Origin of the sequence: Aquimarina gracilis, assembly GCF_035285365.1 — a bacterium.
Lineage (GTDB): Bacteria > Bacteroidota > Bacteroidia > Flavobacteriales > Flavobacteriaceae > Aquimarina > Aquimarina gracilis.
On record NZ_JAYKLX010000007.1, the window covers coordinates 107,393 to 134,345 of the forward strand.

General features: G+C 35.9%; 12 protein-coding genes. 7 read left to right on the top strand and 5 right to left on the bottom strand.

From position 1 onward, the window contains the following. Positions 1 to 34: 34 nt before the first annotated feature. Positions 35 to 9,052, bottom strand: a complete 9,018-nt coding sequence (locus tag U6A24_RS15290; protein ID WP_324180867.1) for an MBG domain-containing protein — start codon at positions 9,050 to 9,052, stop codon at positions 35 to 37. A gap of 726 nt (positions 9,053 to 9,778) precedes the next feature. On the opposite strand from U6A24_RS15290, the gene U6A24_RS15295 reads away from it, so the two are divergent. Then, a complete protein-coding gene (locus tag U6A24_RS15295) occupies positions 9,779 to 10,366 on the top strand; it encodes a fasciclin domain-containing protein (RefSeq protein ID WP_324180868.1) in 588 nt (195 codons plus the stop codon). 224 nt (positions 10,367 to 10,590) lie between these two features. Here U6A24_RS15295 and U6A24_RS15300 read toward each other — a convergent pair whose 3' ends face one another. Together U6A24_RS15300 and U6A24_RS15305 are read right to left on the bottom strand one after the other, a co-directional pair. Further along, entirely contained in the window at positions 10,591 to 11,289 is a 699-nt protein-coding gene (locus tag U6A24_RS15300) for a fibronectin type III domain-containing protein (protein WP_324180869.1), read from the bottom strand. A 111-nt stretch (positions 11,290 to 11,400) separates the two neighbouring features. After that, positions 11,401 to 15,306, bottom strand: coding sequence for an immunoglobulin-like domain-containing protein (locus U6A24_RS15305; RefSeq protein ID WP_324180870.1), 3,906 nt, complete (start codon positions 15,304 to 15,306; stop codon positions 11,401 to 11,403). Between the two features lie 416 nt (positions 15,307 to 15,722). On the opposite strand from U6A24_RS15305, the gene U6A24_RS15310 reads away from it, so the two are divergent. The 3 genes from U6A24_RS15310 (at position 15,723) to U6A24_RS15320 (ending at position 19,944) form a co-directional block, all read left to right on the top strand. Continuing rightward, entirely contained in the window at positions 15,723 to 16,244 is a 522-nt protein-coding gene (locus U6A24_RS15310) for an RNA polymerase sigma factor (RefSeq protein ID WP_324180871.1), read from the top strand. Positions 16,245 to 16,352: 108 nt separating this feature from the next. Continuing rightward, positions 16,353 to 17,258 (top strand): FecR family protein, encoded by a 906-nt coding sequence (locus U6A24_RS15315; RefSeq protein WP_324180872.1) that lies wholly within the window; start codon positions 16,353 to 16,355, stop codon positions 17,256 to 17,258. Positions 17,259 to 17,277: 19 nt separating this feature from the next. Continuing rightward, positions 17,278 to 19,944, top strand: coding sequence for a TonB-dependent receptor (locus tag U6A24_RS15320; RefSeq protein WP_324180873.1), 2,667 nt, complete (start codon positions 17,278 to 17,280; stop codon positions 19,942 to 19,944). Positions 19,945 to 19,962: 18 nt separating this feature from the next. Here U6A24_RS15320 and U6A24_RS15325 read toward each other — a convergent pair whose 3' ends face one another. Further along, positions 19,963 to 21,585: a tetratricopeptide repeat protein gene (locus tag U6A24_RS15325; protein ID WP_324180874.1), complete on the bottom strand. Its 1,623-nt coding sequence runs from the start codon at positions 21,583 to 21,585 to the stop codon at positions 19,963 to 19,965. A gap of 205 nt (positions 21,586 to 21,790) precedes the next feature. Between U6A24_RS15325 and U6A24_RS15330 the strand changes: the two genes are divergently transcribed. Both U6A24_RS15330 and U6A24_RS15335 read left to right on the top strand, forming a co-directional pair. After that, the gene (locus tag U6A24_RS15330) at positions 21,791 to 23,152 is read left to right on the top strand and encodes a pyridoxal-phosphate dependent enzyme (protein ID WP_324181136.1); all 1,362 of its coding nucleotides are present in this window, start codon (positions 21,791 to 21,793) and stop codon (positions 23,150 to 23,152) included. A 154-nt stretch (positions 23,153 to 23,306) separates the two neighbouring features. Beyond that, the gene (locus tag U6A24_RS15335) at positions 23,307 to 24,287 is read left to right on the top strand and encodes a helix-turn-helix domain-containing protein (protein WP_324180875.1); all 981 of its coding nucleotides are present in this window, start codon (positions 23,307 to 23,309) and stop codon (positions 24,285 to 24,287) included. Between the two features lie 325 nt (positions 24,288 to 24,612). On the opposite strand, the gene U6A24_RS15340 is transcribed toward U6A24_RS15335, so the two are convergent. Then, positions 24,613 to 25,467, bottom strand: a complete 855-nt coding sequence (locus U6A24_RS15340) for a peroxiredoxin family protein (RefSeq protein ID WP_324180876.1) — start codon at positions 25,465 to 25,467, stop codon at positions 24,613 to 24,615. A 193-nt stretch (positions 25,468 to 25,660) separates the two neighbouring features. Here U6A24_RS15340 and U6A24_RS15345 point away from each other — a divergent pair, with 193 nt between their 5' ends. Then, a complete protein-coding gene (locus U6A24_RS15345; protein WP_324180877.1) occupies positions 25,661 to 26,953 on the top strand; it encodes a DUF2851 family protein in 1,293 nt (430 codons plus the stop codon).

The following is a 26,953-nucleotide window of genomic DNA, read 5'->3' on the forward strand; positions in this document are numbered from 1 at the left end:
CCCTGTCTGCTATACAGACAGGGATGTTCTAGATTTACTCTTTAATGATTTTAAAAGTTCTGGATGTTCCTTCATTAATAGTTACAAAGTATACTCCTGTCGGAAGATTTTCCATAGGCAATTCAACTTTGCTGGCCACTACGCTATATACATTTGAAGAAACCACGGTTCCTATAGCATTGTGAATACTCACTGCCACCATATTACTTCCAAACTTAGGTAATGCTAAGGTAACATTAGCTTTAGTAGGATTAGGGAAAACAGACATTTGATCGAATAGGTCAATTGCGGTTGAGATTTTTCCCTCACAAGCAACGCTTGAAGTTACATCGATCTTATCTCCATTTTGAGCTTCGATAAGGAAGGTCTTGGTATCAAATTCACCAACTACTTGATCATTAACGCTTACAGTAAACGGAGCTGTACCTGTTTCGATTTCTACAACTACTTGTTTGTTGGCGGTCACACCACTTACAGATGTTTTACCATCTAGTATCGGGGCTTCTTCGATAACCAATTCAAAACATTGTTCACAGTTTTCATATCCTTCTATACTTATACATACTGGATAGGTTCCCGGCTCTAGATCGGTTACTAAAACATGAGAAGAAAAATTATACGTTTGGTTATTGATGGTGGTGACATAATCTAATTCCTGAACCGCGTTGATGAATATGGCTCCATTGTTTTTATCGGTACAGGTTTCACTATATGCTTGTACTTCAAAATTGTCTATAGGCAATTCATTAATTGGACACCCTTCAGTAACTGTTAATACCTGTGTAACATCGTTTGCTGCGTTCCAATTTGCATCACCAGCTTGTGAAGCTGTAATAGTAGTGGTTCCCATTCCAATTATTGTTACTGTATTTCCTGAAACAGTTGCTACGGAAGGATCTGAGCTAGTATAGGATACTAATAACCCAGAAGAAGCGGTGGCATTCAAGTTGAAATTTGAATTACCAAAGTTTACATTGGCAAGTGGGCCAAAAGTGATGGACTGAGAAGCCTGACCAATAGTCAAGGTGTTACCAGTATAACTTATGCTGTAATTCGTTCCTAAAGTTAAACTTCCTTGTTGGATAGCATAGTTTCCTACATCTTCACCCACTACTCTAGATAAACTTCCTGAGAATATATCACCAAATTGTAATACACCTGCTGTGATTTGATACGTTAGTGCTGGATCTGCATCTCCAAAGGTTTTACTAGCTGCATCAGCAGTAATTTCAATAGCTCTTTGACCAATTGTAAGATCATTAGATATAAAATTGATGTTATAGTTGCTACCTGCAGTTACCGTTCCTTGCTGGATGGCATAGTTTCCTGCATCTTCTCCCGCTATTCTTGATAAACTTCCAGAAAGAGCATCACCCAATTGTAATGTTCCAGCAGTAAGTTGATAGGTTAACGCTGGATCTATATCTCCATACGTTTTAGATTGAGCATCAGCGGTAACTTCAATTGCTCTTTGGCCAATCGCAAGGTCATTACTTACAAAGTTGATCGCATAGTTTGCGTTCACAGCAACACTTCCTTGTTGTATCGCATAGTTACCTGCATTTTCACCCGCCATACGAGTTAAACTACCTGTAACTGTGTCACCACTAAGTAAACTACCTGAAGTAATTTGATAAGTCAGCGTAGGATCTGTATCACCATAAGTTTTAGATTTGGCATCAGCCGTGATCTCAATCACTCTTTGACCAATCGTAAAATCATTTCCTATATAACTTAGGTCATAGTTAGCATTTAGCGCCACACTTCCTTGTTGTATTGCATACGCTCCTACATCTTCACCAGGTATACGAGTTAAGCTGCCTGTGAATGCATCACTGAAAGCTAATGAACCATTAGTAATTTGGTAGGTTAACGCTAGATCCGTATCTCCATACGTTTTAGATTGTACATCTGCAGTTATTTCAATAGATCTAGGATTAATAGTAAATCGACTTGGTAAGACAAATACACTATAATTATTATTTAAAGAGAGTGTACCTTGATTAATTTCATATGATCCTACATCTTCTCCTGCTGCTCTAGATAAACTTCCTGTGAAAGTGTCTCCAAAAACCAAAGGGGGTCCTAAAATGCTGAAATTTAATTCTGGATCACTCTCACCATATATTTTTTGTAAGCTACTTGGAGCTACAAGAATTGTTCTAACAGTAATACTTAGGTCATTACCAATAAAAGTAATAGCATAATTGGAGTTATCCAGGGTACCTTGATTTATGGCATATGTACCTACATCCTCACCAGTTGCTCTATCTAAGTTTCCTGTAAGTGTATCACTTCCAGCTAAGCTTCCCGAAGTAATCTGATAGGTGAATGCAGGATCTGCATTTCCATATTCCTTATTTTTAGCATCCGCAGTTACTTCAATTGCTCTTTGACCAATCGTTAGATCATTTGCAACAAATGCGATGTTGTAATTACCACCTGCGGTTACACTTCCTTGTTGGATGGCATAGTTTCCTGCATCTTCTCCTGCAACTCTAGATAAGCTTCCAGATAGGGCATCACTAAATTGTAATGTTCCTGAGGTAAGTTGATAGGTTAGCGCAGGGTCAACATCACCGTAAGTTTTAGATTTTGCATCTGCAGTTACTTCAATGTCTCTAGCACTGATATTCAAATTATCAGGAATAAAAGAGATGTTATAATTAGGGTTGTCTATTGTACCAAGATTAATTCTATAAAATCCTACATTTTCACCAGGCTCACGTGTTAGAGCTCCTGTTAACACGTCACTATTTACTAATGAACCGCTTAGTATTCCATAAGTAAGTGCAGGGTCTGCATCACCATAAGTCTTTGATTTTACCTCGGCAATTAGGGTAATAGGACGTTGTGTAATTTCAAAATTAGCACCTACATATGTTAGGTTATAGTTGGCATTAAGAGCTACTGTACCCTGGTTTATAGCATAAGTTCCCAAATCTTCACCAGCTACACGAGTTAAACTTCCTGTAAATGCATCGCTAAAGGCTAATGAACCTGTAGTGATTTGATAAGTAAGTGCAGGATCGGTATCTCCATAGGCTTTGTTTAATGCATCTGCTGTGATCTCAATAGCTCTTTGATCAATGGTAAGACTATTACCAACATAGGTCATTGTATAGTTACTTCCGGCAGATAAGGTTCCTTGATTAATTGCATACGTTCCTACATCTTCACCAGTGACTCTATTTAAATTTCCTGTGAAAGCATCACTAAACTGTAATGCACCATTAGTGATCTGATAACTTAAAGTTGGATCAGCATCACCATATGTTTTAGATTTTGCATCTGCGGTTACTTCTAGTGCTCTTGGAGTAATCTGTAATACAATAGAAGCCGCTCCAGTAAATGAATATGTATAAGATGATTCTCCTCCGTTAGTAGATGTAAATCTTGCTTCTAAACCTCCTATACGATAGCTTCCTACATCTTCTCCTGAAAATCTACTTGTTCCTAAAGTTTCTAAGCTATCATCAAAAGCTAATGAACCTTGCACTATTCTATAAGGAAAGTTAAATGATGGGTCAGCATCTCCATATACTTTTTGAGGTAATGGTGCGACTGCTGCTATAATTATATGACGATATCCAATAGATAAGTTATTGCTTACGAAAGAAATATTATAGTTTCCTCCAAGGGATAAAGTTCCTTGATTGATCGCATAGTTTCCTTGTGCTTGCCCGGCATCTCTAGATAAGACTCCGGTAAAGGCATCACTAAACTGTAATGCACCCGAAGTAATTTGATAGGTTAGGGTTGGATCTGCATCACCATACGTTTTAGTTTTTGCATCAGCGGTAACTTCGATAGCTCTTTGACCAATTGTTAAGTCATTCGATATAAAAGCGATGTTATAGTTTGCTCCAGCAGTAAAGGTATCTTGTAGAATAGCGTATGTACCTACATTTTCACCTGCGACACGAGTCATGATTCCGATAAATGCATCACTTCCTACTAGACTTCCTGACGTAATCTGGTAGGTCAATGCAGGGTCTGCATCACCATAAATTTTAGATTTGGCATCGGCAGTAACTTCGATTGCTCTTTGACCTATAGTAAGATCATCTCCTACATAAGTTAGGTTATAATTTGCATTAAGGGCTACAGTACCTTGATTAATGGCATAGTTACCTACATTTTCTCCTGCCACACGAGTTAAACTCCCTGTAAAGGCATCACTAAACACTAGTGAACCACTAGTAATTTGGTAAGTAAATGCAGGGTCTGCATCTCCATACACTTTGTTCAATGCATCTGCAGTAATTTGTATAGCTCTTTGACCAATCGTTAGATCATTTGTAACAAATGTTATGTTATAATTATCACCTGCGGTTACCGTTCCTTGCTGGATAGCATAGTTTCCTACATCTTCACCTGCTACTCTTGAAAGGCTTCCGGTAAAAGAATCACTAAATTGTAATCCTCCTACAGTAATCTGATAGGTTAATGCAGGGTCTGCATCTCCATAAGTCTTCAACTTTGCATCGACTGTAATTTCGATAGCTCTTTGGCCAATTGTTAAGTCATTTGGCACAAAACTTAACGTATAGTTACTTCCTGCGCTTATGGTTCCTTGTTGGATTGCGTATGTTCCTGCATCTTCACCTAGTACTCTGGTTAAAGTTCCTGTAAAAACATCGCTAAATTGTAATGCACCGCTCGTAATTTGATAAGTTAATGCAGGGTCTGCATCTCCATAGGTCTTAGACTTTGCATCTGCAGTGATCTCAATTGCTCTTGGAGTTATTGTTACATCATTAGGAACAAAAGTTAGGTTATAATTTGCTCCGGCAGTAAAGGTATCTTGTTGGATGGCATACGTACCTACATCTTCTCCTGCAATACGGGTCATGATTCCGATAAATGCATCACTTCCTACGAGATTTCCTGATGTAATCTGATAGGTCAATGCCGGATCGGCATCACCATAAATTTTAGATTTTGCATCAGCAGTAACTTCGATGGCTCTTTGACCAATAGTTACGTCATTAGACACAAAAGTGATGTTATAGTTTACACCTGCGGTTACGGTTCCTTGCTGTATCGCATAGGTCCCTACGTTTTCACCTGCAACACGAGATAAATCTCCTGTTAATACATCACCGCCTATAAGTGCTCCAGAGGTAAGTTGATACGTCAAAGCCGGATCTGCATCACCATAGGTTTTACTTTTTGCATCGGCAGTAAGGGTAAGCGCTATTTCGTTGATCGTAAAATCTTCTTCATTACGCCCTCTATAGGTTGGATCTGCAGCATCTACCTCTGCTACTATGGTGTAATCTCCAGCGTTTGTTGGCGGTGTTGCAGATGGCCCGTACGAATTACCATGACTATCTTCACCGCTATACATTACGGTATACGTTGGAGTCACATCAATTCCATTGTCGTCTTTTATACTAGTAATATCAACACCTTGGGCATTTCCATTATACGTCGCATTAAGATCGGCAGGATCCATGGTAAAGGTAACCAATGTTTTATCCTGAATAGTAAGTACTTGATGAGTAGCTCCCGCAAAATTAGCATCTGCTGCATCAACATATACAGAGACTTTATATTCTCCTGCGGGTCTAGGAGCTATCGAACTTAAAGAGTAAAAAGTACCGTTAATTCCTTGATACCTAGTATGCACCGTAGGAGCGGGTGTAGCTGCTACACCAGGACTGGTTTCAATACTACTTATAGTTACCGGTTTTGGAGTACCATCATAAGACTGCGTAAGATCTGCCAGATTAATGGTTACTAATTGTTTATCTGTAATGGTAAAAGAACCTTCATAGCTAATATAATAATTAACTGCACCATTGGTAAGTATTGAGACCGTATATTGTCCCACCTCAGTAGGTGCTGCTTCGGTATATAAAATCCCTGGGCCTAGATCAATATCATACAATACTCTCACCGGTACATTTTCTCCTGATAGTCCAGTTACTGTAGCCTCAAAAGCTTTAGGTGATCCATCATATGCTTTTACTTGAGGATTATCTGGGGTAATAGTAAAACGATACTGTTCGATTCTAAAATTACCTGTAGCAGACCCAAAATAATTAACATCAGCTGGATCAACACTAGCAGTTACAGCATAAAAACCTGCATTGGTTGGGGGTGTAGTTGATGGACCATATGGATTACCTAAATAATTATTACCAGAATAGGTAAAAATTAAATTTGGTGCAGGAGAAGCTGGGTTTCCTGTAGCAGTGACTGTAATGCTGGATGCTGTTATTGCATTTCTTGGATTTCCAGTATAATTGCTAGTACCCAGATCAGATGGGTTTAACGTAATGGTTACCTGTTCTTTATCGCTAATGGTAAACGTTCCTGTTTGTAAGCGTATATCATAATTTCCTGTAGTCGATACGATCTCTCCTTCATCTCCAAATGGGTTTTCTCTTCCTATACAAATACCTGCAGGACACACGCCTAAACGGTCAAAACTAGCAGGGGCTTGTGCGGTTTGATCTACAGAAATCACATAAGTTCCCAAGGTTTCTCCTGGTTCTCTTTTTAGTGGAACCCAAATTACATCTCCACCTGTTAATGTACCACTCATAGTGTGTGTTAAAGCTGGATCTGAGCCACCTAAAGCCTTAATGGCGTCATTGGGGAGGATTTCTATTATATTTGACGTTACAACCGAAATTGACGTACTTCCGACAGCAACATTATAATTTATATCATCTGGAACAAAACGAGTATACAAATTACCAATTGGAAAAAAGCTGCTAAAAAAAGTTACCCCTTCAATAATACTTTGAGAGAATGTATTATTATTTGAATTATAAAATTGATAATACTCAAAAGTACCAGTAACGTTTGTAACGGCATTTAGGTAGCTCGCATCTATGGGTACTCCAGCTTCGATACTGGCAGGCGGATTCCAGGTGATTATAGGATTACCTTTTACAATATTTACACTATAATCCTTAGAAATTCCCTGGTAAATACCATCTGCAGCTACTGTTACTCGCACAGTTGTGGTACCTCTGTTACCCGGAGTAATATCACTCCCTACTATAGAAGCTCCGGTAGTATCATTTACCAAGCTATATGAAATAGCCCCGGTACTGGTCGTTGTAGCATTCAGAGTTGTAGCTCCACTACCATACGTTAAGGTTGGAGGGGTAAAGTTAAGACCTAATGTAAATTGGGAAAAAGTATATCCTGTTTGTTGATAAACTGGTGTGCCATTACAATCTTTGTACCCGTAAATTGTAAAGAAATATTGCGTTCCTTCAGAAAGACCTGTGATATTAAGATTTGGAGTAACTGAAGTTCCTGAATAGATTACTTGTTCTCCGCCACCATATACAGTATTTCCTGATGGTAGTGCCGTACCAATAGCTAGTGGTGTAAAGCTGTTGGTCGTATTCATTTTAATAACATACCCATCCGGAGCGTTTACCGCTGCCGTTGACGCTGTAAAAGAGTTTAGGTCCATAGCGGTTGCATCGACATTGTTTACCACTGCACCTGATGCTAATTCTGAAGTAACACCACAGGTAGTTTGTTGGCTATAAATACCAGTTGGGAAAAAGTACAATACACCATTACACTCTTTGTAATTTACAGCAGCATAATAATATGTTGTATTTGGATCAAGTCCGGTAGTGGTTACCCTGAAGCCTGTTGCTGCACCCGTATAAATGGCAACTTGACCTGTTTGTCCAGAGTAATCTGAGTTGGCGGTAGGTAATGAAGCAACGGGTAAGGTAGTAGGTAATGTAAAACTATTTGCATCACTCATATACATGATCTTACCATCTGCATTATTGTTTCCTGTAAAATTTACAACGCCAATAGAGTTATGTAGATTGGTGGGTTCTGCATATAAATAAATACCATTATTGCTATTAGGTGCTGAACAAACTGGTGTTATTGATGAGGTAACTCCTGTAGATTCAAAATAATGAGTTCCTCCGCACAGCGTTGCACTATATACTTTAAAGAAATATTCAGTCCCAGTAGTTAATCCGGTAACTAAAGCATTTGGAGTTGCAGAATCTCCTGCATATACCACTTGTTCTCCACCGCCATAAACTGTATTGGTTGTAGGTAGTGTACTTCCGTTTGTAGGTGCCGTAAAATTATTGGTGGTGTTTACTTTTACCACAAATCGTGTTGAGGCTGCTGTAGCTCCTGTGATAGAGCTTACATAGGCAGAATTCTCGTTGTTTGGTAGCAACTCTAAAGCTGTTGCTGTAGCAGGAGCTGCTCCACATGTAGTTGCGGTAAAAACAGTTCCGTTTGTAGATCTTTTAAATTCACCACTATCACAATCATCATAAGCCCAAGCTTTAAGGTAGTAGCTAGTGTTGGGAGAAAGGTTTGTAATGGTAGTATTAGCTACACCACCTCCAAAATATACGATTTGTTCACCTGAACCACTGTAGTTAGTTCCATCGATCGTTGGAGTAAAAAAGCCTTCTTGAGGATCTGTAAAGCTATTTATGGTATTTATTTTTACCATGTATAATGACCCGAAACCGGCTGAAACACCATCTATCCGAATTTGATTACTAAAAGGCGTGGAAGTAAGTACATCCACATCAAAAAGCACACGACAATTAGGAAAATTAACTCGGTAGGCATACCCACCTACGATCGATCCATCTGCTCTTCCCAAACGTATCGAATAGTAAAAATCTCCGGTATAATCCAGAGTAAAAGCTCTATTCGATTGATCGGTCCCAGGATGTATTTCCTGTTCTGAAATTAAAGTTCCGGAGTAGCTTCCTGACCTTTTTTCTAAAAACACTGGGATCTGTCTTGATCCTGTTCGCGATATTACCGACATACTTACAGAGCCACTTGCTATTGGAGACTTTGCGATACGCCAATAATCTGTAGGGTCAACAGCAGAAACGTTTCCGAAGAACTCCTGAGTTCCGGTAAATGTAATTACACCACTTTCATCGGGTGTGTTATTGGGTTCTGTTTCTGTTTGAGCATAAGAGAAAGAAGTAACCAAAGAACACAACATTGTAAAAAGAAGTATTCGTAATCTTTTGGTAATTTCTCGATAAATATCGGGCAAAAGAAGTTTCATAATTAAGGGGTTTATTAATAATTGGAATTGTTTTTACATTACAAACTCAGGTATGCTATGCAGACATACTTGAGTGATATTTTGATGCTATTTGATAATGATTAACTAAGAAGTACTTTGTGTAGTGTTACTCCTTTTTGCTGGTCTGGAAAACCAACTTGTTTTATATGATTAGACCATATCGCGGGTTGATCATTGAGATAGTAATGTTGTTTCATAATTCTAGGGGCTTAGATGTTATTACTAAAATTTTATTGGCAATTTTTATGGTGCCTGTATAGGTATTACAGGTATGTTTTAGAATACCCTATTTTTATTTTGATATTTTTTGAATTTTTTTTTGCATCACCATTAGAAGAGCATTTTTTGAAGTGAAAGAAATACGGTTAAAAGAGTTCATGATATGCATAGGTTTAAAGATTTGGGTTTGGGTTCGACAAAAGTATATTAAGGATATGTTTTAAAAGAAAAAAGCACCCCTACAAATACCCCTACAAAGTTTTTAAGTCTTATTTTGTAGGAGTTACGAAGGGTTTTTGGGTGATTAAAAATGTTTTTTTAAAAATCAAAACTTATGGTTTAACAAGAAATTGGAAGTATAGTCTTTTTAGCTAAATAATAGATTTGAGCTTTAAAAACACACTTACTAATTAGAACCCTACGAATTCTCATTTATCTACCTATTTTATTTTGAGGTAAAATATATTTGAATTCAAAATTTAACCAATGAAACTTAAAACTTCACTCCACATTTTTGCCATTTCAGGATTATTGATTTTTAGTGCTTGTAACGAAACCAAAAAAGTAAGCACTTCTGAAAATGAAAAATTAATTGCGCAGGCTAATGTCTTACCGACTGAAGAAAAAATCCCTAGTATTGCCGAAATATTGTCAAACGATATTGGGTTTACAAAATTAAACGAAATGGTACAAGTTACAGCGTATGCCAAAAAGTTTGAAGAAAAAGGAGCATATACCGTATTTGCGCCAACCAACGGTGCTTTGGAACGATTATCTCCAAAAATGCTTTCTGCACTTAGTAATCCGGAAAACAAAGAAAAATTGACTTCTGTTTTAAATTATCATATCATCCCTGGAGTGATTAACAAAGAAGACATGATTAAAGCAATAAAAGAGTATGGGGGAAGTGTAAAGTTAAAAACTATTGGCGGGCAACGATTAACTGCTTCTATGAAAAGTGGTAAAATCTATTTGATCGATAAAACAGGCAATGCCGGTCGATTAATGATTAATGATATTGAGACATCAAATGGGATCATTCATACCATCGAATCTGTGATGATGCCTAAATAATAAAGGGGATAGTAAACACAATCAATTACTATTAAAAACGGAAGCTTACCTTACAGTAGCTTCCGTTTTTTATTTTTAAATTACCTTTTGCACTGTATTTATTAGGATAAAGATTTTGATAAAAATACCCCCAAATAGTGTCTAACTTTTTGGGGGCACTTCAAAATGAGTGGTTTTTACAAGGACTTGATATAGACTTTTAGATTGCGATATAATTCCCCGTTTTATTCAGTTCTAAAATTCCAAACCCGTCCCATGGCAATTCCTTGCTTATCATCTTTGGCCACAACTCTCCAGTAATATGTTTTATTAGCTTCTGTTTGCACGCTTAATGTCATTGCGTTCTGATTTTCTGCAAATAATTGTGGTGGGTTTGACTCTCCAAAGTATATATCAAATAGTAATGGATCGCCATCGCTATCAGTAGCATTCCAACTTAATGTCGTTTGTGTTTCCGAAACTGAAGCTCCCATTGTGGGCGATAGAATAACAGGTGTATTCGGAATGGTATTTACTCCCGCTTCAGGTTCTGTAAAGAAAGTATAAATACGCGAATAAGTACTTTGATACCCTTTTTCGTCGATCGCTTTTACCCTCCAGAAATAGGTAGTACCTTTTTCAAGATTAAAAGATTTAATGGTTTGGGCTGTATTTGTTTTGAACAAGATGTTAGAAAAGAGGTTATCTGAAGCAATTTCAATAGTATATGCAATTGAGTTTTCAAGTTCAGATCTTGATGCTCGCCATTCAAATTCTAAATCAAAATTGGTGCAAACCAAGTTATTACTTGGGTATATTAATTTGGGAACAGTGGGACTAAGTGTTACATGAAATGGGAAGTCTAGCTGTATTTCGTCAAGTTGTTCATCGGTACAAGACAACATTATAAGTATACTTAGTAATAGAGTATATATTTTTTTCATGATAATTTTATTTATAAATAGATATTTTGAAGTTTTATTAGATTGAGTGTAGTCTTGGATATAGATTTTGGCATGTGTCTTCGACTACACTCAATGGTACTAATTCAAGATTTATTTTTTGATCACTTTAAATGTTTTAGCTACTTCATTAACTCTTACAAAGTATGCTCCTGCAGGTAAATCTTCCATAGGGAGTGCCACCTGGTTTCCTACTTTGCTATAGGTTTTAGAATGAACAACAGCTCCCAAGGTATTATAAATAGTGACGGTAAGTTTTTCAATAGCAGTTTGCGGTAAGGCTAACGAAACATTTGATCGTGTAGGGTTAGGATAAAGGCTGATATTGTTTGACAGTACTCCTTCAATTTTGGTAGAAAGTTTTCCTTCACAAGCGAGGTGAGAAGTCACTTCTATTAGATCCCCGTTTTTTGCAGCCACCATAAAACTCTTCGTATTATACTCACCAATTACACTATTGTTAATGGTAACAATAAAAGGAGGCGTACCAGTTTCAATCTCAACTTGCACTTCTTTATTGAAGTCTCTGTTAGTGGTAACCGATGTTTTACCAGTCATGGCCTCACCTTCTTCGATCATCATCTCAAAACATAATTCACAATTAGGTTCTCCATCTATGATGATACAAACCGGGTAGCGACCAGGAGCTAGATCGGTAACCTCAAGAGTTGATGCAAACGGATAAGTTTGATTATTTATGGTTGCAATATAATTTTCGGTTTCTAAGGTGTTGATAGAAATGACACCATTGTTTTTATCGGGACACGTTTCACTTGAAGCAAGAATTTCGAAATTGTTAGCAGGTAAATTGTCAATAGCACACGACACTACAATTACGGTTCGGGTAATCTGGGTAGCTCGATTCCCCGAAGTATCGGTAGCATTATAGGTAATTGTATAAGTACCTTCAGCATCAACAAATTGAGAAGCATCAATGATTATTTCAGATTCGTCATTAGTGGTGGCGCCTAATTCTGTATAACCACTCCCTTGGTTTATAATTTGCGGATTGTCACCTAATAGAGTTATTACAGGTGCAGTAGTATCTACAACATTAACCGTCCTTGTCAATTCAATTGCCATGTTTCCTGAAGCATCTGTAGCAGTATAAGTTATAAAGTATGTTCCTACTGCATCTACAAAATTACTACCGTTTATTGTCACATTGGTACCATCGTCAGTAGTAGCACCAAGTTCGGTATACCCGTCTCCCAATTCTATAGTTTGTGGATTGTCACCCAATAAAGTAATTACAGGTGCAGTAGTGTCCACTACATTTACGGTTCGAGTAACTTCTGCAGTATTACAAGAATCATCGGTAGCATTATAACGAATACTATAAGATCCAACCGTATCAACAAAATCCGAAGTGTCTATTACAACAGTTGATCCATCATCTGTGGTTGCTCCTAATTCGGTATATCCATCTCCAAACTCAATAATTTGAGGATCAGCACCGGTTAAAGTGATTACAGGAGCAGTGGCATCTGCCGTTTCAATTCTTACAATGGCTGTTTTACTGGTACTATTACCATTTACATCGGTTATGGTAAGTGTTACCATGTTATCTCCTTTATTACTACAATCAAAAGTATTAGGAGAAACCTCCATAGTATCGATTCCACAGTTATCAAAAGTACCTGATGTTGGAACAAATGCGACATAATCATTTGTAGTTGCCCAAACTGATTCATTTCTTCCTGGGACCACAATGGCTGCCGTTCCATCGATATTTTCTATACCTTGGGTTTTGTCGTTGCCGGCATCAAAAGTGCTGGTTCCGTGAATTTCGATGCGATTGGTACCTTCAAATAATTTTATTTGAGTTGTTGTAGCATCAGGAGTTGTATCATAGTAATGTACCGCATCAAAGTCAATAATGGCAATACGATTTGGTGCTGTTCCGATAGTGGTGTAGCGTATGGTCCCGCCTTCTTCAGGATTAATATCGGTCCAATCATAAGCGATTAGGTTATTTGGAGTGCTTGTATTTGGTAAATTTTGCCCATCACAACATCCATCATCTCCTTCATCAGAGAATGTGATAAATCCGTTTGACGAAATATAAAATTCTGTGTATAGATTTCCATAAAAACCGAACTCGAAACCAATAGGTAGGGCATTAGATACGTCGTCATCGTCTAAAGTAACCTTGGTTCCTGTAGTACTAATATCTGTACGATCAAAAGTTCCAGAAGTGTCAAGAGTATAATCACGTGCCAAAGGATCGAATCCTATAATATCTGAAGCTGATATAGTCGCAGTTTCATTTGCATTTAAGGTAATTATATGATCTTGTGTATTAAATAAAGGAGCTCTGGTATCAACCACAGTTACATCATAACTACACGATACTGTACCTCCAGTATTATCAAGTGTATCATACGTAAACGTTGTTGTGCTTCCTACGGCTAATAACGTCCCACTTGGTGGGCCACTAGTGATATTACTTGCACATGGGTAATTGTATATCGCTCCGCACGTTGTAGGATCACTTTCTAACGTAAAGTCAGAAGGGCAAGATGGAATAGTAACAGTTACTGTAGTAGAACAGCTTACCTGATTTCCATCATTATCTCTTACGAATACTGTCACCACATTATCCCCGATATCTGCACAAGTAAATGAACTTTTACTTAAACTGATACCTCTTACAGTACAATTATCAGTTGCACTTAACACTATATCGTTCTCAGTAATAGTGGCATTACCAGTAGCATCTAATTCTAAAGTAAATGGGGTCACACATTGTACCACAGGATCGATAGGGTCTTGAACAGCTACGCTTACTTCACGGGTACTTGTGTTTCCATTAAAATCAGTAGCGGTTAGCGTTACCGTTACTGTACGAGATGCATTAGTGCAATCAAAATCTGTTTGGTCCAGTGTAAAGCTTTGTAACCCGCAATCATCGGTTGCACTGGCATTGAGATCTGCTAATGTAATGGAAGCATTACCTGTAGCATCCAGATTAATAGTCGCAAAATTATCTGAGGTAATCACTGGGGCAGACTCAACGATAACAACGGTAACATCAATAACAGTGCTATTGTTTTGATCGTCGGTAGCTGTTAATTGTACGATGTTGTTTCCAATATTTGTACAGTCAAAGTCGGTTTGACTTAAACTAAGACTTGGTGTTGTAGCACAGTTATCTGTAGCTGTTAATCCAAAATCACTAGGTGCTATGGTTAGATTTCCTGTAGCATCCAAATTAAGATTAAGCGTGGTTGTTGCAGCGGGAGATAAATCTCCTCGTACCCATACTCGATGTATGGTACTTTCCGTATTAACTGCAAAATCATCAACTTCCCAACGGCCTGATGCTCCAATTCCCCAGTGAAATTGTCCACTTCTCCAAAATGGAAAATTGGTCAATGCCAAATCACCTTGATTCGAAAAGGTGTTAAACGCTAGCGCAGGGATGTTAGCAGTATGACCAGCTAAAGTGGTGAAATTTGAAGCAATATTAATTCCGTTAAAAGAACCTGTACCTGTCTTTACATAATTCAAAGCATTAGTATAATTGGTCTTAAAATCGATAACACGGTTATGTCCGGTCGTTGCCCCATAAAATCGCATTTCTTCAAAATCGATTGCTGCAGCAAGAGCATTTCCCATATGTCCCCAATTGGTAGTTCCTCCTTCATTATCACCAAGCGTAGATGAGCCTAGTAATGGTAAATCGGTATTTCTTACCGTTAGTGCAGAATTGTCGCCTGCAACATGAACATAGTTCAAGATCATTAACCAGCCACCACCATCGGTATCGTTGTCTAATTCTCCTTGGAAAGTGTTGCCATTGAAGTTAAAATAATACGTTCCGCTAGGAACACTACCTACAGTAGTTTGCAATAAATTTCGGAATGGATTGGCCATGGTGCCATCTCCGGCGTTACCAAAGACAGGAGGCGTAGTATCCTCTCCTGACCCGCATTGTGCTTGCGCGTTATAAGCAAAACAGAAAGATGCCAATAACAATAGTAGTAGTTTTTTCATAAATAAGGGGTTTATAGAATTTAATTGTTTAATCGTTGTTTCGTATCTAATACAAGCAACTTTCAGGATACCCTATTTTTATTTTTAAATTTTTAGAAAAAACAAAGAATTAGGTATACTGCAAATGTCTTTGCTGTTGCTAGTAGAGTTGAAATGTTTTTTTTAGAACAAAAACTGGTAGAGATCTCTGATGGTCATAGTGTTATGTTTGGGGTTTGCCAGGCAAATGTATGAGACCTAGGTATTTGGTTATGAAAAACTACCCCTACAAATACCCCTACAAAACTTAGGAAGCTTGGATAATACCCGGATAGCAGTTTCTTTTGTATATTTAATTAAGTAAGCATAAGGAAGAAGAAAGGTGTATCACTTTACTTTTTTTTATAGCTTTGAATATTGTATAATTTTTGTTTTCCATGCCCGACAAAGAAATATCAGTTTGCGAAGAAAAAAATTTTGACACGCTATTCAATTCCCATTATGAATCAGCAAGAAATTACCTATACTATAAGTGTGGTGATTTACAACAAGCAGAAGATATTGTACAGGATGCTTTTGTGAAAATTTGGAAACAATGTGCCGATATTATTTATGCAACTGCAAAATCGCTCATTTTTAAGATATGTAATAACGCGTTGTTGAACGAATTTGCGCATAAAAAAGTAGTACTACGCTATGAAGCTATACCTAGAGATGATAAAGATCATGAAAGCCCGGATTTTATTTTGGAAACTGAAGAATTTAAAAACAAATTAGAACAAGCTATCGCAAACTTATCTGTAAAAGAACGAGAAGTGTTTCTCTTAAGTAGGATTGATAAAAAGACCTACAAAGAGATTGCTGAGATAACAGGAATTACTGTTAAAGCAGTAGAAAGAAGGATGAGCCATGCCTTTATTAACCTAAGAAAAATGTTAGGTAATGACCTGAAAATTTAATAAAAAATAGGGTAAAATCTTGTTTGTCTGTATTATAGTTAAGGAGGGAGATGAAGTAAGGAGAAAAACAAATTATAATGCCGAAAGTAAGAAGACTTTCTCAATATTATGGAAAAGTACGAATCAGATGAAACATTTATAGCTCGTTGGATAGCTGGCGAATTGAGCGAACAGGAGCTTTCCGAGTTTAAGAAATCAAAGGCTTATGCCGATTTTGTTCGAATCAACCAGGAAGCACAACAATTTAAGGCACCACCAGTAGATACACGTAAAGCTTTGATCAGGACCAAAGAGCAAATTACCTTTGGTAAGAGGAGCAAAGTTATACCTATGACTTGGTATGCGATTGCAGCATCTATTGTTGTAATACTGGGAGTTTTTGGATTTTTTACTTCTACCCAAAGCTATACAACTTCATATGGAGAACAACTGGCAGTAACGTTACCAGATGGATCAAAAATACAACTCAATGCAGATTCGGAAATAACACATAAACGTTTTTTCTGGTTGAATAATAGAAATGTAAGTTTAAAAGGAGAAGCGTATTTTGAAGTCGAAAAAGGAGGTGATTTTGTAGTATCGACATCCTACGGTGATATATCTGTTTTAGGAACCAAATTTAACATTAAAACAAGAAACAAAACTTTTGAAGTAAATTGTTTCGAAGGAGCGGTGCGATTTGATAAGTTGAATTCAGACGAATATCATATTCTTAAAGCAAATGACAAAATTCGCCTATCCAGACAAACCGTAATTAATGAAAAAGTAAAAGAAACACTTCCCAATTGGATAAATGGTATTAGCATTTTTAAAGAAAAACCTTTGCAGGAGGTATTGGATGAAATCCAACGACAATACAGTGTTACCTTTCAAAATAATGGAGTAGATCTTTCAAGGTTGTTTACAGGTAGTTTTGTACATAACGATCTCGAAAAAGCCTTAAGATCTACGCTAGCTCCAATGGGAATTTCTTATACTATTTCTGAAGATAAAACTGTTGTATATTTGCAATAAACCTGCTTACCAAATATTTATGAACCAACGAATATTATTGGCATTGGTATTACTTTTTTCAATAGTATGCCATGCACAAGAAAAATTATCGATATCATACGATAACACCCCATTAAAAGAAGTGCTAACCGATATAGAATCAAAATCGGGGGTTCTTTTTTCTTATGCACAAGAATTTGTAGTGGATAAAAGTATTTCGTTATCTCCACAAGAAATATCAATTGATGACCTTTTACCTCTTTTAGCTACTCAAACGGGCCTTATTTTTGAAAAAGTATCTACACAACAAATTATTATAACCCAAAGAAAGGTAATCTGTGGATATGTTGTGGATAGTGATACCAAGGCTACATTACCTTTTGTTACTATTTTTATTAATGAAGGTTTGAATACAACCACCGATGATAATGGGTATTTTAGTATCGAAGATACTAGCTTGTCCACAGAAAATGTAAGGATAAGTTTTATTGGATATGACGATAAAGAAGTAGAAATTACCGCTGGCAATCCTTGCCCGACCATAGCATTAGATCCAATTTCATCTGCCCTGGATGAGGTTGTTGTTTTGGGATATGTAACTTCTGGAATTGATAGAAATCGGGATGGATCGATAGGGATGGATACTGATAAACTTGGTATTTTACCAGGTTTAGTAACTCCAGATATTGCCCAAAGTATTCAATTGATTCCGGGTATTTCGACATTAGATGAATCTGCAACGGGTATTCAGATCAGAGGAGGGTCACCAGATCAAAATTTAATATTGTATGATGAGATCAAGTTGTATAATACCGGCTATTTTTATGGGATGTTCTCTTTGTTCAATCCGTTCGCTACAAAAAAGGCAACTATTTTTAGGTCAGGTACTAGCGCTTCCTACGGGGATCGCATCTCTGGGATTATTGATATTTCAAGTGGAGATCTTATCCCAAAAAAAACAGAAGGTGGGATAGAAATTGATGGATTGTCTGTAAATGGTTATGTAAAAACTCCGTTGTCTGAAAAAGTAGCACTATACGCTTTTGCAAGGAGGTCGTATTCTAATATCCTAGAGACTCCTACTTATAATAGCTACGAGGATAAAATTTTTACAAATTTTGGTGTTGCCAGGGATATCAACGGAAATGTGCTAGAATTAGAAACTGATGATGATTTTGATCCTGATTCCAGTAACAATGACTTTTATTTCACCGATGTTAATGCCAAAGTCGTTGTAAAACCTAATGATAAAAATAGTATTTCTGTAAGTGGTTTGTATACCAGAAATAGATTGGATTTTGATTTTACTGGAGGTGATGAGCTTGTAATAGATTCATTAATTACTCAAAACAAAGGTGCAAGTGTCAACTGGAAATATACTTCAAACGATATATATCAACAAAAACTTAGTGCGTATTATTCAGAATACAATTCTTTTTATGAAAACGACGAAATTAAAGATGAAACAGGTGATGGTGTTCCAGAATTGGCAGAAATCAATATTCGTCAAAATGATATTATCGATCTGGGCTTGAAATTTACTTCGGGTATTGCCATTAAAGATACACAAAAACTTACCTTGGGATATGAGCTTTCATATACTGATTTGGATGTAGTTATAAGTAAAGAAAACCCTGTGGATGCAGAATTTGAAAGTTCTGGTCAGGATGATGAAAACATTCAAAATGCTTTGTTTAGCGAGTATACTTTTAGTTTTACGAACAAAGGATTCATTAATGCCGGAGTTCGATTTGTACATTATAGCTCTTTAGATGAATTTTTGATCGAACCACGTCTAAATTTTGAATATCCTTTGAGCGATCGTTTCCGGATTAAAACTGCTCTTGAAAGAAGAAACCAACCAATTTCTCAGTTGGTAGAATTTAATCATACTGAGTTGCGCTTAGAAAACGAATTATGGCGTTTATCTGATGATGATCAATTTCCGTTGTTAAGTAGCAATCAGATTTCTGGTGGTGTATTATATCACTATAAAAACTTAAATATTGATGTAGATGCCTATTATAAAGAACTTGACGGGTTAACGACGTTCACAAATGGGTTTAGTAATCCATTAGAAAATCTGGAGGAGGGTGAAAGCACTATAAAAGGTTTAGATGTTTTATTAAAATATAGATGGAATAATTATAAAATTTGGGCAGGGTATACCTATAATGATATAACATTTCAATTTCCTAACCTTGCCGAAACCGCATTTGAATTTCCCGGAAATAATGATATAACACATTCTTTTAGAATTTCGAATACCTTACAATTAGAAAAGTGGCAATTCTCTTTAGGATGGCAATTTAGAAGCGGTAAACCTATTACTCCCGTAAATAGTTATACAATTCAAATTGATGCCGATGGTGAGAATGCTGGTGTGGTTAATTTTGGAAGTGTGAATAGTGATAGATTACCTGATTTTCATAGGTTAGATGCTTCTGTATTGTATGATTTTGATATTAGTACAGGTAACAATACGTTGAAAGCCCAGGTTGGATTATCATTCTTGAATATTTATGATCGGGTTAAGCCTTTAAATTTAATCTACAAAGCAGAGCGAAAACCACTAGATGATGGAGGAATTGCAGTGCCCGGTACCGATGGATCAACACCAGAAGAACTTGAAGTGATTTTAGAACAAGTAATTCAACGATTTTCATTAGGTTTTACACCAAATGCCGTTCTGAGAGTATCATTTTAAGTAAAAAGAGGGATGAATCTATTGACCCACTTGAAGGTGTTCAAGAATAGGAGCTCCTTTAGGGGCGTTGATCTTTTTACGCAGGCGATAACGGTTCATCATTACACTATCTTCAGAAATCGCTAGCATATTTGATATCTGTTTGGTATCAAGGCCTAATTTTTCCATGGCAATTAAACGTTCTTCAGATTGGGTAAGTTCAAATCCTTTGTTTTTAATCTTGTTGAAGAATCCCGGGTGAACTATCGCGAATTTCTCTCTGAAAATATACCAATCTTCTTTGGTAAGAATTTTTGTTGCCATAAGTTCTTGTAAGTTCTTTATAGATTCTTTTTCTCCAAATTCTGATTTTAATTCTTCTAGTTCAATGGTGAGAGCTTCTTGAGCCTTACTTTTTTCAATAAGTTGCGAGGTGAATTCTGCTAATTCTTGTTTATTCTTTTCTAATGCTAAAGTCGCTGCAATAGCCTTATTTTTATAGATTCTTCGGATGAGAAATCCAATAATCAATCCGCCCAGTACCGTAATGATCAATAAAATAAAGTATAATTGTTTTTTGGCAGTTTCAGACTTTGTAATCAATGCCAATTCACGTTTTTCGGATGCAAATTCTAGACTGTCTCGAACTTTCTGTTTTTCATACGCAAAGGCAGTCTCAAGTTTAGCCAGCTTTTTCGCTTCTTCAACGTCGTTGCGCTTTTCTAATAATTTGTGATATTCTAAATATGCTTTATAACTCTCTTTGTAGTTTCCTATAGCTTCATAACTTCTACTTAATTCAAGATATCTGAAAGGTATTACGGCTTCACTTTTAAGAGCTACACATAAATCTATAGCTTGTTTTAAATAGGTTATGCCTTTTAGAGGTTGGCCTATATCTGTATAGTGAACCCCCAGTGCGTACAACCCAGATTCTAGACCTATTTTGTTATTGTTTTTCTTATGGAGCACTATAGCCTTCTGCAAATACGACAAACTACTTTTATAATCCTTAAAACGTCTTAGTATAGCTGCATAATTGGCATACATAGCAGCTTTTTGATAGTCTGTTCCAATCGAATCAACAAGACGAATCGATTTTTTGTAATATCTCATGGATTTGATCGTATCACTTGTTACTCCATAAGCAGATCCAAGTGAGCTATATATCTCTGACAACTGTCCTGCTTGTTTGTATTTTTTAGCAACCTGCTCTGCTTTTTCAAGCTGTTGGATACCATCTTCCATAGAGTTTAAAACAGCAATCCAAGCTTTAGCTTTTTGATGGTACGATATAGCTAGTAATGAGTCTAGTCCATTCGCAAGTTTTATATCGATACTTTTTTGAGCCAATATTGCAGCTTCATCAAAATTATTTTCTCGACGTTCATAATAACTCAAAAAATGATACGCGTCAGCCTTTCTTTTATTGAAATAATTATTTTTTGATTGTCTGGGGGTTACTAAGCTATCTATATACTGTACTATTTCATAAAGATATTTTTTAGCTTCATAAGGTTTGCGATCTGAATTTTCTTTGGCAAGCCCATATAACTTCTCAATATGTATACTATCTTGGGTATCTAAACTTTCTGTTTTCTGTTGCCCATAAGAATAAGAAAACATAGAAAATGAAATGATAATAAGTATTGAAGATTTCATAAAACAAAAGTACAAGAATAGTTATACATTTATTTTAATTAATAGCTCTTTTTAACGGGTATAACCATTTAGTTCGAGGTGAACTTAAAAACATATGTATTTAATTTTAGGGCAAATAAAAAAGTAATAAGAGTATATTGAAATCGATGTTCTAGATCGTATCTTTGCATCAAAATTCCTGTTTTTGGGAAGTAAAATTACGAATGTGGAATACGCAGAAAATATATTAGGAACCATTGGGAATACACCTTTGGTAAAGATGAACTCCTTGGTTAAGGATGTAGATGCCTTAGTATTGGCCAAATATGAAACGTTTAACCCGGGCAATTCTGTAAAAGATAGAATGGCCTTAAAAATGATTGAAGATGCAGAGGCTGATGGTCGTTTGAAACCTGGAAGTACTATAATTGAAGGTACATCGGGAAATACAGGTATGGGATTGGCCTTGGTAGCAATTGTAAAGGGGTATAAGTTAATCTGTGTAATGGCCGATAAACAATCCAAAGAAAAAATGGATATTCTACGTGCAGTAGGAGCAAAAGTTATGGTGTGTCCTACAAATGTAGAACCAGATGATCCACGATCTTATTATTCTGTATCCAAACGTCTTGCCGAAGAAACTCCAAATTCATGGTATGTAAATCAATACGATAATCCCTCGAATGCCGTAGCACATTATGAAACTACGGGACCAGAGATTTGGGAACAAACCGAAGGAAAAGTGACACACTTTATAGTTGGTGTTGGTACAGGAGGCACAATATCAGGAGTTGGAAAGTATTTAAAAGAAAAGAATCCAAATATTAAAATTTGGGGAATTGATACCTATGGTTCTGTATTCAAAAAGTACCATGAAACTGGGATTTTTGATGAAAATGAAATCTATTCATACATTACAGAAGGTATAGGGGAAGATATTCTTCCAAAAAATGTTGATTTTTCGGTAATTGATGGATTTACCAAAGTAACCGATAAAGATGCAGCTATCTATACACAGAGGCTAGCCAAGGAAGAAGGGATGTTTTTAGGAAACAGTGCAGGAGCGGCAATAAAAGGATTATTACAATTAAAAGAACATTTTACAAAAGATGATGTTGTAGTGATTTTATATCATGATCACGGAAGCCGATACGTAGGTAAAATGTTTAATGATGATTGGATGCGAGAAAGAGGTTTTCTGGAAGAAGAGGTTTCTACTGCGGTAGATCTCATAAAAGATCATTCCGATAAGCCTTTGGTTACCGTAAAAACTGAAGAGTTGGTTTCGCACGCCATAGAGCGTATGCGTAAATTTCAGATTTCGCAAATCCCTGTCGTTGATAGTGAAGGATTTGTGGGTTCTGTCGACGAAAGTGCTTTGTTTAAAGCCTTTATGGAAGATAAAAATATGGATAGTACACCAATTAAAGAAGTAATGAAAGATCCTTTTCCTATAGTAAGCGCAAAGGCTTCTCTGGATGATATTTCTAAGCTTATTAAAAATGGAAACCCAGCCGTTTTGGTTGATCTAGGAAATGGAAAACACCATATCGTTACAAAGTATGATGTAATAAGTCATATAAAATAAATTACTATATTTATAATGTCATTGCCTATCCCCTCTATTAGTTTTTATAAACTAATAAAGGGGTTATTTTTATAATTTGATACATGTTAACGCAACTCTATAAGAGTATGCTTATCTATTAGTAATAGAGAAACATGTAAAATGTGGGGCTGCTATGTATAAATATTCTTTTGACTTTTCTGATATTGATAAACTTAGGGATTATTTCAGATCTCAACTAGATCCTAATAGTTCTTCAGATCGTATTTACTTTCCGCCTGAAATAGGAGAGGGGTACTTATCATATTATAAAATATCTTCCGAAGTTTTTCTTTTGGTTAACAATTATAAGGCTAATGCGGCTATTGAATACATTAGAAGGCCCATCGATGAAAAAGATATAATTTTACATTTTAGAAAATATTCCCTTGACCACCAGCTCGAAAAAGATCAGATCATTAGCAGATATTCTGATGGCTATACCCCCGGGAACATGAGATGTATGCATGCCAAGCAAGGAGAACAGGTTTTTATTACAAAAGGAGCAGTAGTAAAATCAACAATGATAGTGCTTAAGAGTTCTTATACCAAAGATTATTTTATGAAAAGTAATAACATGGCCGAAAAAGTAGATAGCTATATACGTTACTCTCATCAACATATTAATAAGTTTTATCTTTCTTATAAGCAGTCTAATCTTTTTGATCAAATAGTAGATCCAGATAGTAAAAAGGTCGAAAATTATCTATACTATGTAGCCAGGGGGATTCGTTTGTTAGAAACATTTTGGAAAGACGTTTTAAAATGGGAGACAGAAAGCAACCCTTTTCAAATTAATAGTGCGCAAGTAGGCAACATTTATAAAGTAAGTAATTACCTAAAAGAAAATCTTCATGAACCTTTTGTGGGAGTTGATCAATTGGCTGCAATGGCACATATGAGCCGTACAAATTTCTTTAATATGTTCAAAGAAATTCATGACCAGACACCTCTGGAATTTTTTAACAATAAGAAATTGGAGAGTTCATACAACATGATATTTAGTGATGGATTGTCGATTAAAGAAGTGATGGATACTCTTAATTATTCTAATTCTTCTAAGTTTAAGAAAGCTTTCTTTAATAAATTTGATATTTATCCAGATACCAACCTGTAGAAAATAAAGATGGTCACCAAAAAATGGCAACCATCTATAACCTAACACAAACTCAACTTAGCTTAGGGTTTTGTAATCTTTATGTCGTTTTGAATATAAATTTTCCCTTTATTCGTTAAACAAAGTAAAGAAATGAAAATGTGGTAAGGCTTTCCATTAATACAGAAAATCTTACCAATAGTACATTTCTACTAGTAATTAACTTGATTTTAAGAAATTTAGCTTACCTGCGCCAAAATTTATCAGGGTAGAAACCCTTTTTTACGAAAGAATTAACTTTTGACCTTCCTTTTGTTGGGGGTGCAAAAAAAATAGGAATTATTTATCAAATTAATTGTTTATCAAGAATGGCAAGAAATGTCTCGGGTTCAGGTCGAACACGATAATTATCGGTGAGATCAGCAAATATTATTCTCCCTTCTTTATTGGTAATAAGTACAGTTGGTAATACCGAATCACTATCATACCCCAAAGTCTGAAACCCCATTGGGATTCCATTTTTTGCAAAGATATTTAGTTGCCGGGCTACTTTATTGCCTTCGTCTACCAGGAAATTGAAGTTTACATCAAACTTTTTTGCTAGAGATTTAGTGTATTTATGGGGTTGCGGACTAATAAGGACCATATTTACTTTTCTTTTTTCAAGCTCTTTATATTGAGAGGCAATCTCTTTAATTTGAGCCATACATAATGGACACCAATTACCACGATAAAAAAGAAATATCGACGGGTTTCCTATAAATGATGATGAGTCTATTTTGTTCTTTTCTGAGTCCTGCAATTCAAAACTAGGTAGCTTCTTTCCGATCTTAAGAAGATCGTTTGAAGCTCTTTTATTAAAAATCGAATACCACTTTATATAAAGAACCCATCCCAAAAATAGGCCTATGCTTGGTAGTGAACCATTTATATCTCCTTCAATAACTCCACCGGAAACAAGACTAATTAAAAAGCCAAGAGCAACCGGAATAGTATATGATTTGAGATTTGCATCGGTACGGGCAACAGGTTTTATAAATATCATGATAAAAAGCAAAGCAATAGAAGATGCGATAATCAACCTGCCAATGTAACGGTATGATATGCCATGATTAACAAGATGTACTACACTATCAATAGCAAAATAAAGTGCAATTACTGGAAAAACTGATATAAATATAGATTTCAGAATACTGTTCATATATTGAAGGTTTTACTTTTAGTCAATGTTATCACCATTCTCTTACAAGTTTAGAATAATTTTATTAATTTCATCAACCTATTTAGATTCGCTACAACATTTGTCTCGATCCTACCCAAAATGTGAATAGCAAATTCTATTAATTTTCCTTTTGATTGGGAAGTATTAAGAATTTAAAGCTACACATAAACAAATGAATGAAGATTTTCTCCACTATCTTTGGAAACACAAAAAGTTCGAATTATGCAATCTTAAAACAACACAAGAACAAGAAGTTGTTATCAAACGTGTTGGTGTGCATAATATTAATGAATCGGGACCCGATTTTTTCAATGCAATGATCGCTATTAATGGCCAAAAATGGGCCGGAAATGTAGAAATACATATGAAATCTAGTGATTGGTATACACATAATCATGAGAACGACAAGGCTTATGATAATGTAATTTTGCACGTTGTTTGGGAGGATAATGTTTCTGTTTTTAGGAAAGACAATACCTTGTTGCCGGCCTTACAGCTAAAAGATTATGTTTCTAAAGAAATGTTATTGCGTTATAAAGAATTGTTCGAACAAAGTAATACGATTTGGATCTCCTGTGAAAAACAGTTTTCAAAAGTTCCCGATTTTATTCTATCGAATTGGCAGGAAAGATTGTTTATAGAACGGTTAGAACAAAAATCAATATTAATTCTAGAATTGTTAAAAAAAACGTCTAACGATTGGGAAGCCGTACTTTTTAAGTTGTTGGCAAAAAATTTTGGATTAAAAATAAATGGTGATGCCTTTTTGAGTTTGGCAAATTCATTAGACTTTTCAATCGTCAGAAAATGTAGTAAAGATTTACATAAATTGGAAGCCTTGTTTTTTGGTCAAGCAGGGTTTTTTGAAGATGGTATAAACAATAGTTATGCAAAAAAACTTGCCGAAGAATATAACTTCCTTAAAAATAAGTTCAAACTAAACTCAGTTGGGGTAATCCGTCCTCAATTTTTTAGGTTAAGACCTTTAAATTTTCCTACGATACGGTTGGCACAATTTGCAAATTTGTATCATACTAATCAAAGACTTTTTAATGATATTATAATTTTTAATGACCTCACAAAAATGTATACGCTTTTTAAAGTTGGGGTGAGTAGTTTTTGGGAGGATCATTATACTTTTAATAAGCAATCTGTAAAAAGAAGTAAGAATTTAACAGATTCGTTTATTGATCTCTTATTTATCAATACTGTAATCCCAATGAAGTTTGTTTATGCCAAAAACCAAGGTAAAAACCTAGAAGATCAAGTCTTTAAGCTAATTTCTAATATTTCAAGAGAGAATAACAGGTTGGTAAATGATTTTGAAAATTTGGGAGCGCCTATTAAAAATGCCTTGCATTCTCAAGCTATAATACAACTCAAAAGCAAGTATTGCGATCAAAAAGCTTGTCTACAATGTGCAATTGGTAATTATTTGTTGAATCGGGATCAAAGTTTAGGATAA

Excerpts from the sequence above, each read along its gene's own strand:
- U6A24_RS15290 (WP_324180867.1), bottom strand. The coding sequence starts at position 9,052 with ATGAAACTTCTTTTGCCCGATATTTATCGAGAAATTACCAAAAGATTA.
- U6A24_RS15295 (WP_324180868.1), top strand. The coding sequence starts at position 9,779 with ATGAAACTTAAAACTTCACTCCACATTTTTGCCATTTCAGGATTATTG.
- U6A24_RS15300 (WP_324180869.1), bottom strand. The coding sequence starts at position 11,289 with ATGAAAAAAATATATACTCTATTACTAAGTATACTTATAATGTTGTCT.
- U6A24_RS15305 (WP_324180870.1), bottom strand. The coding sequence starts at position 15,306 with ATGAAAAAACTACTACTATTGTTATTGGCATCTTTCTGTTTTGCTTAT.
- U6A24_RS15310 (WP_324180871.1), top strand. The coding sequence starts at position 15,723 with ATGCCCGACAAAGAAATATCAGTTTGCGAAGAAAAAAATTTTGACACG.
- U6A24_RS15315 (WP_324180872.1), top strand. The coding sequence starts at position 16,353 with ATGGAAAAGTACGAATCAGATGAAACATTTATAGCTCGTTGGATAGCT.
- U6A24_RS15320 (WP_324180873.1), top strand. The coding sequence starts at position 17,278 with ATGAACCAACGAATATTATTGGCATTGGTATTACTTTTTTCAATAGTA.
- U6A24_RS15325 (WP_324180874.1), bottom strand. The coding sequence starts at position 21,585 with ATGAAATCTTCAATACTTATTATCATTTCATTTTCTATGTTTTCTTAT.
- U6A24_RS15335 (WP_324180875.1), top strand. The coding sequence starts at position 23,307 with ATGTATAAATATTCTTTTGACTTTTCTGATATTGATAAACTTAGGGAT.
- U6A24_RS15340 (WP_324180876.1), bottom strand. The coding sequence starts at position 25,467 with ATGAACAGTATTCTGAAATCTATATTTATATCAGTTTTTCCAGTAATT.
- U6A24_RS15345 (WP_324180877.1), top strand. The coding sequence starts at position 25,661 with ATGAATGAAGATTTTCTCCACTATCTTTGGAAACACAAAAAGTTCGAA.